11 protein-coding genes and 1 pseudogene are annotated in these 10,325 nt (G+C 47.6%); 7 read left to right on the plus strand and 5 right to left on the minus strand.

Features of this window, described 5'->3' with window-relative positions:
- Positions 1 to 341 precede the first annotated feature (341 nt).
- Positions 342 to 680 carry a hypothetical protein gene (locus FTT94_RS15515; protein WP_114237945.1) on the plus strand — a complete coding sequence of 113 codons (339 nt, stop codon included), beginning with the start codon at positions 342 to 344 and terminating at the stop codon, positions 678 to 680.
- Positions 681 to 816: 136 nt separating this feature from the next.
- On the plus strand, positions 817 to 1,617 hold the full coding sequence (locus FTT94_RS15520; protein ID WP_114237944.1) for a DUF2310 family Zn-ribbon-containing protein: 801 nt from the start codon (positions 817 to 819) through the stop codon (positions 1,615 to 1,617).
- A gap of 553 nt (positions 1,618 to 2,170) precedes the next feature.
- Here the strand turns inward: FTT94_RS15520 and FTT94_RS15525 are convergent.
- Positions 2,171 to 2,683 carry a MobA/MobL family protein gene (locus tag FTT94_RS15525; protein ID WP_218947230.1) on the minus strand — a complete coding sequence of 171 codons (513 nt, stop codon included), beginning with the start codon at positions 2,681 to 2,683 and terminating at the stop codon, positions 2,171 to 2,173.
- A gap of 50 nt (positions 2,684 to 2,733) precedes the next feature.
- Here FTT94_RS15525 and FTT94_RS15530 point away from each other — a divergent pair, with 50 nt between their 5' ends.
- On the plus strand, positions 2,734 to 3,438 hold the full coding sequence (locus FTT94_RS15530) for an IS6 family transposase (protein ID WP_019383621.1): 705 nt from the start codon (positions 2,734 to 2,736) through the stop codon (positions 3,436 to 3,438).
- A gap of 53 nt (positions 3,439 to 3,491) precedes the next feature.
- On the opposite strand, the pseudogene FTT94_RS15535 reads toward FTT94_RS15530, so the two are convergent.
- Positions 3,492 to 3,659: pseudogene (locus tag FTT94_RS15535) on the minus strand (mobilization protein); the annotation flags it as partial.
- Between the two features lie 232 nt (positions 3,660 to 3,891).
- Here FTT94_RS15535 and aph(3'')-Ib point away from each other — a divergent pair.
- From aph(3'')-Ib to FTT94_RS15550, 3 genes are all read left to right on the plus strand, one after another.
- Complete coding sequence (gene aph(3'')-Ib / locus FTT94_RS15540; protein WP_001082319.1) at positions 3,892 to 4,695, plus strand: aminoglycoside O-phosphotransferase APH(3'')-Ib; 804 nt, start codon at positions 3,892 to 3,894, stop codon at positions 4,693 to 4,695.
- Positions 4,695 to 5,531, plus strand: coding sequence for an aminoglycoside O-phosphotransferase APH(6)-Id (locus FTT94_RS15545; RefSeq protein ID WP_000480968.1), 837 nt, complete (start codon positions 4,695 to 4,697; stop codon positions 5,529 to 5,531). Before aph(3'')-Ib ends, FTT94_RS15545 begins: the two co-directional genes overlap by 1 nt.
- A 167-nt stretch (positions 5,532 to 5,698) precedes the next feature.
- Positions 5,699 to 5,965, plus strand: coding sequence for a hypothetical protein (locus tag FTT94_RS15550; protein ID WP_052928020.1), 267 nt, complete (start codon positions 5,699 to 5,701; stop codon positions 5,963 to 5,965).
- A gap of 15 nt (positions 5,966 to 5,980) precedes the next feature.
- On the opposite strand, the gene tet(Y) is transcribed toward FTT94_RS15550, so the two are convergent.
- A complete protein-coding gene (tet(Y), locus tag FTT94_RS15555; protein ID WP_011931119.1) occupies positions 5,981 to 7,156 on the minus strand; it encodes a tetracycline efflux MFS transporter Tet(Y) in 1,176 nt (391 codons plus the stop codon).
- Between the two features lie 82 nt (positions 7,157 to 7,238).
- Between tet(Y) and tetR(Y) the strand changes: the two genes are divergently transcribed.
- Positions 7,239 to 7,862, plus strand: coding sequence for a tetracycline resistance transcriptional repressor TetR(Y) (tetR(Y), locus tag FTT94_RS15560; protein WP_011931118.1), 624 nt, complete (start codon positions 7,239 to 7,241; stop codon positions 7,860 to 7,862).
- Between the two features lie 63 nt (positions 7,863 to 7,925).
- On the opposite strand, the gene FTT94_RS15565 is transcribed toward tetR(Y), so the two are convergent.
- Positions 7,926 to 8,222: a hypothetical protein gene (locus tag FTT94_RS15565; protein ID WP_044501921.1), complete on the minus strand. Its 297-nt coding sequence runs from the start codon at positions 8,220 to 8,222 to the stop codon at positions 7,926 to 7,928.
- Positions 8,223 to 8,362: 140 nt separating this feature from the next.
- Positions 8,363 to 10,325: Tn3 family transposase (locus FTT94_RS15570; protein ID WP_373682959.1), on the minus strand; the 1,963-nt coding region annotated here is incomplete at its 5' end.

A 10,325-nucleotide genomic window follows, 5' to 3' on the forward strand; every position in this document is an offset into this window, starting at 1 on the left:
TCGCAAGAGATGCGATGGATGTCTGATTATTTGTAGTCATAAATTTAAGTCCCCACTTGTTTTTAAGTGGGGACTAAATTAAGGCTTATAGGATGAATTCATAAGGTGTGTTCAGCGGACGCTTACACATCTTCTAATTCCTTTGGTGAAAAATAAGATTCCATTTTATGCTTAACTCTCAACTTTTTTTCGCTAAATCATTTATTTTACGAAGGTTAGACTTTCAATATTAAACTTACAATTCTTGTAATACAGCCATTCCAATAGGCTTAAGAAGTTGAGAGTGGCATTTCTTGCATAGAATTATTTTGTATTAAATAAAATAACTAAAGGTTTGGCTCGTGAAGATCTCAATAAGAAAACTGTATGTAATTAGCTTAAGTGCATTAATTACTGTGGCTTGTTCCAGTCAAAGTGAATCAGAAGGGATGCTAATTATAAATAACAAAACCTCCGAAGATATAACTAAGGTTAATTTAACTTATAAAACCACTAATAAATCAGAAAATATAGGTAATTTATCTCCTAATCAATCATTTAAGTATCCTATAAAATATTCTGACACCGAAGACTCTATAGTAATTACATATACTGATAGTAATAATACAGTGCATAAGGATGTAGCTGTTCCTTATTTCGGTAAATATGATAAGAAAAATTATAGTTATAATATCAAGTAGTTTAAGTATTATTAATATTTAGAGTGTACGGCATTGACGGTATAGGTTAAATTGACACTACAAGACAGCACTTTAACCAATTTCAACAGCAACATCCCCAAATATATTTAATATAAATTAAGCATGAGATATAAAAATGCACGCCTTTGATATTATCATACCCCAATATACAGGTATCGCTGAAGATGATGATAGCCACGACCATGATGTATTTTGTTATTTAGGAAATTTAGAAGGCAACGGACAAATATTACCCCGTAACCATCATTTAGCTGTTAGCCAAAATGATATTACTCGCGTGACTGTGGTGTGTCCTGAAATGGATGCCCTTGACCGTAAAAATATGAACAGCTATGCCCAAGAAATGCACAATAAAATCGAACAGTTAGCAGGTAAACCCATTCAAACCTTGTATATCGGAGAAGACCATGACTATCCTCTTCCCCGTTATGCCGTACCAACGCAATCTGAATTTTACATGTTGCGTTGGGGCTGGAGTTCGCCTTTACTAGATGGAGTAACCTTACAAGGCATTCCTCTATATAAAATCCCATATACCCAACCTGATCACCCTTGTTATGATAATGTGTGGTCATGGTATCGTCAGGCTGAAGCGTTATATCGTTTGTGGCTTGGTTCTCAACCAGTAAGTGAAGCCTTTGCCTTAGAGCAAATGCAAAATCCCAATTCTGAGCATAGCAAAATAGGTCGAGAATTGTGCCGTATCATTGAACAAAGCACAGGTGTACCCACCTATTATTTTCTAATGAATTACCGTGATTGGACACAGGCAGAAGATATGGAACAAAAATGTCCACTGACAGGGCAGGATTGGCTATTGCCTGCCAATACCTATCACTATATTGATTTTAAATGCGATGAGAGTCGTTTGGTGAGTGAGTTGAGTCAAAATTGGTCGGATGAAAGCGAGGACTGACCGAATGAAAAATTATTTGTGGTAAGCTCATAAAGCCTATCAAGCATAGAGATAAAAATAACACCCAAACTATCTGTAACCAACCGTGAATCGTCTCGATATTTTCGGAGAGTGTTTTACTGGAATCAGGTACAGGACAAGTTTATTTTCAGTATACCCTAGCGGAACCACCTAAAAAGCCCCTTAGACCTATTAATAGACTACCTAGAACAGACCGTTATAAGAAAACCGCCTATAACAGACTATTCTAGGTAGTCAGTTTTTCTCGCTATCTTGAGAAATCATAGTCTTCTTCGTTCCCGTCTAAATACTCGAATATAGGGGTCAGCACAGAAAACGGAAATTATAGGGCGGTAAGTACATTTGTTTACTTCTATGTAGTTGTTATTTAAAAACTTCGTTAAAATTTTCAATTAAATTGCATGTTGCCAATCTCTAGAAGACAGGCAAAGCATAAAAATATAAATCTCTGATTTTAATAAATTAATTAGTCCACAAAATTCCTTAGCGTGCTATTTTCTCCGAATTCTGTGCTGCCCCCAATTAGCAATATTTAGAAAGGTCTAGGATAGCTATTTCTTGGCACGGGTTGAGATTTTGGAGCAACTGATAGATCGCTATCCGCCAAAGGCTCAATTTCACTTAATTCTCGCCTAGTCGTTACCATCTCACTATAAGCTTCTTTGAAATCAGGATTATTCATCTGCTTCATAGTATAATTATTAGGTTTACTATCAAGCCCACGCTGTTTCCAGTTCCGCATATCTACCACAGGCTCAAAGCCATGTTCTAGCAAGTGATGATTCACTAACTCACCCCAACGTTCACGTTGGGCTTTTAACAGCGTTCTACGCTCAGCAGGGGCTAATCCTGTGTTGTCTTTTTTCGCCCCGCTCTTAGCAGGATCCTTGGAGTTATGACGCTTGAAGAAGCGATCAAAAGGGCGAGCAATACCATCATTTAATCGCTCACTAAACATCAAATGGGCATGGGGTTGTTCGCCACCATCTAAAGCAGGTTTGTTATGCACCACCACTTGATAAGGATATTTTGGGCACTGTTGCAAATAGGCTGACGTGATAAGCTAAATATCTTATTTATTTCGAGATACAGCAGATGAATCCCTTCCATGGTCGGCACTTTCAAGGTGAAATCATTCTTTGGGCTGTTCGTTGGTATTGTAAATATGGCATCAGCTATCGTGAACTTCAAGAAATGCTCGCTGAACGAGGCATAAATGTGGATCACAGTACAATTTATCGTTGGGTTCAGCGTTATGCTCCAGAAATGGAAAAACGCTTACGCTGGTATTGGCGTAATCCTACAGATTTACATTCATGGCATATGGATGAGACTTATATCAAAGTGAAGGGGCGATGGACTTACCTGTATCGTGCAGTTGATCAACGTGGTCATACGATTGACTTTTACCTTTCCGCTAGGCGGAACAGTAAATCAGCCTATAGTTTTCTAGGAAAGATATTCAATACGGTGAAAAAATGGCAAATTCCACGGGTCATCAATACAGATAAAGCAGCGACCTATGGGCATGCTTTATCACGATTAAAGCGAGAAGGAAAATGTCCACCAGACCTTGAACACAGGCAGATTAAGTATAAAAATAATGTCATTGAATGTGATCATGGTAAGTTAAAGCGGATCATCAGGGCCACATTAGGATTCAAATCTATGAAGACGGCTTATGCCACAATTAAAGGTATTGAAGTCATGCGTGCACTACGTAAAGGACAAGCATCGTCATTTTATTATGGTCAGCCTCAGGGTGAAGTGTGTCTAATCAACAGGGTTTTCGGTCTCTAAGCACTTTTTAAAGGGAACTTCATCGACTCAAATCTCTATTTGCAACAGTGCCGTAAAATTTTACGTCTGGTATCGTTTTTTCGATTTTGTTCTTTCTGTTTTGCCTTTTCACGAGCGTCTTTAGCCTGCTTTTGAGCTTTAAGCTGCTTTAAGCGTTCTTCCTGTTGCTTTAAGCGTTCTTCCTGCTTAGCAATTCTCTGTTCTAAAGATTCATTTGTCATTGTAATTCCCATACCTAAAAAACCATTCAAGCATAGGATACCTGCCATTGAGATTCAATGCCTTCCTAAGCTATAATGGTTTTCCAGAATGGGGCACTTTACCAAACTAATTTCATTAAGTTTGGAAGTCCGAAAGGGGATACCCCTTTACCCCATAAAATTATTTTGTTGTTGTTGAGAAAAGACAAATGAGCCACCTCCGCGCTTCATCAGAAAACTGAAGGAACCTCCATTGAATCGAACTAATATTTTTTTTGGTGAATCGCATTCTGACTGGTTGCCTGTCAGAGGCGGAGAATCTGGTGATTTTGTTTTTCGACGTGGTGACGGGCATGCCTTCGCGAAAATCGCACCTGCTTCCCGCCGCGGTGAGCTCGCTGGAGAGCGTGACCGCCTCATTTGGCTCAAAGGTCGAGGTGTGGCTTGCCCCGAGGTGATCAACTGGCAGGAGGAACAGGAGGGTGCATGCTTGGTGATAACGGCAATTCCGGGAGTACCGGCGGCTGATCTGTCTGGAGCGGATTTGCTCAAAGCGTGGCCGTCAATGGGGCAGCAACTTGGCGCTGTTCACAGCCTATCGGTTGATCAATGTCCGTTTGAGCGCAGGCTGTCGCGAATGTTCGGACGCGCCGTTGATGTGGTGTCCCGCAATGCCGTCAATCCCGACTTCTTACCGGACGAGGACAAGAGTACGCCGCAGCTCGATCTTTTGGCTCGTGTCGAACGAGAGCTACCGGTGCGGCTCGACCAAGAGCGCACCGATATGGTTGTTTGCCATGGTGATCCCTGCATGCCGAACTTCATGGTGGACCCTAAAACTCTTCAATGCACGGGTCTGATCGACCTTGGGCGGCTCGGAACAGCAGATCGCTATGCCGATTTGGCACTCATGATTGCTAACGCCGAAGAGAACTGGGCAGCGCCAGATGAAGCAGAGCGCGCCTTCGCTGTCCTATTCAATGTATTGGGGATCGAAGCCCCCGACCGCGAACGCCTTGCCTTCTATCTGCGATTGGACCCTCTGACTTGGGGTTGATGTTCATGCCGCCTGTTTTTCCTGCTCATTGGCACGTTTCGCAACCTGTTCTCATTGCGGACACCTTTTCCAGCCTCGTTTGGAAAGTTTCATTGCCAGACGGGACTCCTGCAATCGTCAAGGGATTGAAACCTATAGAAGACATTGCTGATGAACTGCGCGGGGCCGACTATCTGGTATGGCGCAATGGGAGGGGAGCAGTCCGGTTGCTCGGTCGTGAGAACAATCTGATGTTGCTCGAATATGCCGGGGAGCGAATGCTCTCTCACATCGTTGCCGAGCACGGCGACTACCAGGCGACCGAAATTGCAGCGGAACTAATGGCGAAGCTGTATGCCGCATCTGAGGAACCCCTGCCTTCTGCCCTTCTCCCGATCCGGGATCGCTTTGCAGCTTTGTTTCAGCGGGCGCGCGATGATCAAAACGCAGGTTGTCAAACTGACTACGTCCACGCGGCGATTATAGCCGATCAAATGATGAGCAATGCCTCGGAACTGCGTGGGCTACATGGCGATCTGCATCATGAAAACATCATGTTCTCCAGTCGCGGCTGGCTGGTGATAGATCCCGTCGGTCTGGTCGGTGAAGTGGGCTTTGGCGCCGCCAATATGTTCTACGATCCGGCTGACAGAGACGACCTTTGTCTCGATCCTAGACGCATTGCACAGATGGCGGACGCATTCTCTCGTGCGCTGGACGTCGATCCGCGTCGCCTGCTCGACCAGGCGTACGCTTATGGGTGCCTTTCCGCAGCTTGGAACGCGGATGGAGAAGAGGAGCAACGCGATCTAGCTATCGCGGCCGCGATCAAGCAGGTGCGACAGACGTCATACTAGATATCAAGCGACTTCTCCTATCCCCTGGGAACACATCAATCTTACCGGAGAATATCGTTGGCCAAAGCCTTAGCGTAGGATTTCGCCCTCTCCCGCAAACGACCCCATGTGGGCGGTAAAATCAGCTATGTCCGTATTCCCTCACCTGAAGACTTCTGGTGATGAAAATGGCATCCCCACCCGGAAACTGGAAAACCCGCTATAAAGCCAGTGATCTTGCAGACCATCAAAGATTAGAAATGACCTGCAAGAAATGTAACCGCCTTGTTTATATCAATAAGGCAATGATCAGCTCAATTCGAGGACACGAGCAATTATATTTGGACGAAGTTGAACGACGCGCACGCTGCAAAGCTCAAAATTGCCGTGGCACCATGCGCATGGCAATGGTGCGTCTTGATGAACTCAGCGGTTTTATTGGCGGGATTGCTTGATCTCCCGCCAAGATTTTAAGATCGCAATAAACTGGCTGACTGGCGCAATAATGGTATAGCAATAAGATAAAGGCTTGCTGCGACGAGCCAAACCCAACCATCCCACTGCCCCGCGGTTAAGCCATAAAGCGTCGTAAATCCGACCGGCCCGATAATCGAGGTTATATTCGTCAACCCCGTTAAAGTTCCCTGTAAAGCACCTTGTTTTTCATCGCAAACAAGACCTGAAATAATGGCCTGCAAAGCAGGCATACCAATGCCGCCTGTGGCCAGCATAAAAATTGCCGGCAGAACCATCCAGCTTTGCGTGATAAAAGCCAGCAATAAAAACCCGCACATATCAGCGCCCATTCCAAGCAGCAACACACCGCGGTCACCCAGTCGCTTTGAAAGAGTGCCGGTTAAAACAGCTTGTACGAATGTATGTGCTGCACCAAAAACGGCCAGCGACACACCTGCTGTGCCAATATCCCAATTCAAGCGCTGTTCGCCATAAATCACCCACAAAGCGGCGGGCGCCTGCCCAATCAGCTGCATAAGAAAAAACAACGCAAAAAAGCTGGCAAGTCCCTGAACTGCAAAATTGAAGCGAAAGCCTTCAAACAAATTGATTTTGGCTGGCTGTCCTTCAGGCGGTTGTGACGGCGTTTTGGGCAACAAGAAAGCCACCAAACAAAAGGCAATTGCATTGAGAAGAGCCCCTGCCACAAAGGGCGCATGCACAGATATATCACCAAGAACACCGCCAATAGCAGGCCCTGCAATCATACCTGCACCAAAACACGCCCCCATAAAACCAAACCAACGCGCACGTTCTTCCTGTTTAGTTGTATCAGCGATAATTGATGCCGCGATTGCACCAGTTGCTCCGGTAACACCTGAGATAATCCGGCCGATATAAAGCACCCATAAAACAGGCGCTGCCGCCATTATGCTATAATCAATCGTGGCACCTAAAAATGAAACCAGCAAAATAATCCGCCGTCCATAGCGGTCAGATAACCGCCCTAAAACGGGCGCGCAAAAGACCTGCATAAACGCATAAAGCGATAAAAAAACACCATAGTGAAATGCTGTTTGCTCTGCCGGTACAAATTCATTTAATAAAGCCGGAACCACCGGCATGATTAATCCCAAACCAATCGCATCAAGCGCGACAACAATGAGTGCGGTTATAAGTGATTTTGACATAGATGTGACTTTTATTTATCATTGATAAGTTGGCGATAATAAACTTTATCAACGATAAATTGTCAAGAGGTAATGCAATAAAATGACCAAATTGGATCGTGAGACCGTTATTCAGGCTGCACTTGAACTTCTCAACGAAGTCGGTGTTGACAATTTAACAACGCGAAAATTGGCCGAGCGCCTGAAGGTGCAGCAACCTGCTCTTTATTGGCATTTTCGCAATAAGCGCGCCCTGCTTGATGCCTTATCTGAAGCCATGTTAGAAAAAAATCACACCCGCACCGTGCCTCAGACAGGAGAAGACTGGCGTGTCTTTTTAAAAGAAAATGCACTCAGCTTTCGTAGCGCACTGCTTTCTTATCGTGATGGCGCACGCATTCATGCGGGCACACGCCCAACCAGTGCGCAATATGAGCGCGTGGAAAAACAGATCAGATTTTTATGTGAGAGCGGATTTGAACAGCCCGATGCCGTACGGGCATTAGTGATTGTCAGTCATTATACGACGGGCTCTGTCAGTGAGCAGCAAGCAGCCCTCGAAGATAGTTCTGAACGCAAACAAGCCTCAAAAGAAGCCCCTGCACAGCCATCACAGTTTCTATCTCATGCCTTTGATACATTCGATGCGGAAGGTGCCGATTTTGCCTTTGAATATGGATTGGATGCTTTAATTTCCGGTCTGGAAATGAAGAAAGCCACAAAATAACTTAGCAGATGCAACATAAAAAAGCCCCGCAAAGCGAGGCTTTTAAAATGATTAACTTAAAGATTATGCTTTTGGTGCAGCTTTTGGTTTGCGTGTTGAATAGACGACAAAGAACCCTGCAACCAAACCATAACCAAGCCATTTAAATGGCAGTATATCCGCATCTTCGCTGCGGATTGCACGTACCGCAACCGTGCCCGGACGTGTTTCCACACCCGCTTTACCACTGCTTTGAGCCGCTTCAATCTGATCAGGTGAGACGACCCATTCACGGCCTGTATATTTATCATAGGCCATAAAACCAAAGCCCACGATGAGTGCGGTGATTGCGCCTGCAATCAAACGAATGCGCATATTCATATCAAATTTCCATTATTTAATCTTGTTCAGCTTTTAAGCTGACAACAGCAAAAACATCAATTAGCAAAGCCGATCACTTATTATTATCTAATTCAAAATCACAAAATGGGGTCGTTTGCGGGAGGGGGCGGAATCCTACGCTAAGGCTTTGGCCAGCGATATTCTCCGGTGAGATTGATGTGTTCCCATCCGAGCGGCGAAACATGGGCCAAGAGATCGGGCGATAGCAGCTTTCCATCGCGTTTCTGGTTTGCAACGACCTCGCCGAGCTTCATGGTGTTCCAGAAGATGATGATGGCGGCGAGCAGATTCATGCCGGCGATGCGGTAATGCTGGCCTTCGGCGGAACGGTCGCGGATTTCACCGCGGCGGTGGAAGCTGATTGCCCGCTTCAGCGCATGATGAGCTTCGCCTTTGTTGAGCCCGATCTGGGCACGCCGTTGGAGTTCGGCATCCAGAATCCAGTCGATCATGAACAGGGTGCGCTCGACGCGACCGACTTCCCGCAGGGCTGTCGCGAGCTCGTTCTGCCGCGGATAGGAGGCGAGTTTCCGCAGAATCTGGCTTGGCGCGACGGTCCCGGCAGCAATGGTGGCGGCGATGCGCAGGATGTCGGGCCAATTGCGCTCGATCATGGCTTGGTTGACCTTTCCGCCGATCAACGCTCGCAGGTGCGCCGGGGCGGCCGACGGATTGAACGCGTAGAGCCGTTTGGATGGCAGGTCGCGGATGCGCGGAGCGAACCGGTAGCCGAGAATGGCACATGCGGCAAAGACGTGATCGGTGAAGCCGCCCGTGTCGGTGAACTGCTCGCGGATATGGCGTCCAGCATCGTTCATCAGCAGGCCATCGAGGATGTAAGGCGCTTCGCTTGCCGTTGCAGGAATCACCTGGGTTGCGAACGGCGCATATTGGTCGGAGACGTGGCTATAGGCTTTCAGGCCCGGGGTATTGCCATATTTCGCGTTGACCAGGTTCATGGCCTCACCTTGCTCTGTAGCGACGAAGAACTGTCCGTCGCTCGAAGCCGATGTGCCCATGCCCCAGAACCGGGCCATGGGTAACGCTGCCTGTGCCTCGACCACCATGGCCAGCGCCCGGTCATAGGCTTCGCCCTCGACATGCCACCGTCCAATGCGGATCAATTCCCAGAAGGTGTGGGTGTTTGTCGCATCCGCCATTTTGCGCAAGCCGAGGTTGATCCCTTCCGCCAAGATAACGTTCATTAGCCCGATCCGGTCAGCGCAGGGTGCTCCTGTGCGCAGATGGGTGAACGCTTCGGTGAAGCCGGTCGCCGCATCCACCTCCAGCAGGAGATCGGTGATGCGCGTGGGCGGGATCTGCTTGTAGAGATCGAGCACCAGATCTTCGGCGCCTGTCGGCGCGGCGGCTTCGAGTTTCTCGATATGCAGAACGCCGTTTTCAATCGACCCGCCCGGGATCGTGCCTGCGCGAGCGGCACGGCCAAGCTCGCGCAACCGCATGTCGAGGCGAGCTTGCCGGTCTGCCAGCCATTCCTCCGGCCGCAATGGCACAGCGAGACGACCGCCTTCCGCGATGGATTGTGCCGGAACGAGTGCGTGTTTCAGATCGCCATAGCGCCGGGACCTAGTAAGCCAGACATCTCCGGAGCGGAACGCATCGCGCAGATGGAACAGCACCGCGATCTCCCATAGGCGAGCGTCGCCAGCCCTCTGGGCCCGAAGGTGGCGATGCCATTTCGAGCTGGGCCGCAAGAAGCTGGTCATCGCGGCATCGTTCAAACCGGTACGAAGGGCCGTCACCGCTTCCAGAAGCGGCAGTGCAACGGGCGCAGCTCGCAGATCGAGCAGGCGCAACATGCGTGGAGCGTATCGGCGGAAGCGGTGATAACCGTCGAGCACATGATTGAGCGGATCGTCGGCCATGGTGGCGGTCAGCCTGGTTGCCATTGCAACAAGGGTTTTTAAGCCGTCCCACCCTGACCCACTCGCGATGGCACTGTTGCAAATAGTCGGTGGTGATAAACTTATCATCCCCTTTTGCTGATGGAGCTGCACATGAACCCATTCAAAGGCCGGCATTTTCAGCGTGACATCATTCTGTGGGCCGTACGCTGGTACT

The sequence above is a fragment of the Acinetobacter sp. YH12027 genome (assembly GCF_013420085.1).
Classification (GTDB): Bacteria; Pseudomonadota; Gammaproteobacteria; order Pseudomonadales; family Moraxellaceae; genus Acinetobacter; species Acinetobacter amyesii.

Excerpts from the sequence above, each read along its gene's own strand:
- FTT94_RS15520 (WP_114237944.1), top strand. The coding sequence starts at position 817 with ATGCACGCCTTTGATATTATCATACCCCAATATACAGGTATCGCTGAA.
- FTT94_RS15530 (WP_019383621.1), top strand. The coding sequence starts at position 2,734 with ATGAATCCCTTCCATGGTCGGCACTTTCAAGGTGAAATCATTCTTTGG.
- FTT94_RS15545 (WP_000480968.1), top strand. The coding sequence starts at position 4,695 with ATGTTCATGCCGCCTGTTTTTCCTGCTCATTGGCACGTTTCGCAACCT.
- FTT94_RS15550 (WP_052928020.1), top strand. The coding sequence starts at position 5,699 with ATGGCATCCCCACCCGGAAACTGGAAAACCCGCTATAAAGCCAGTGAT.
- FTT94_RS15565 (WP_044501921.1), bottom strand. The coding sequence starts at position 8,222 with ATGAATATGCGCATTCGTTTGATTGCAGGCGCAATCACCGCACTCATC.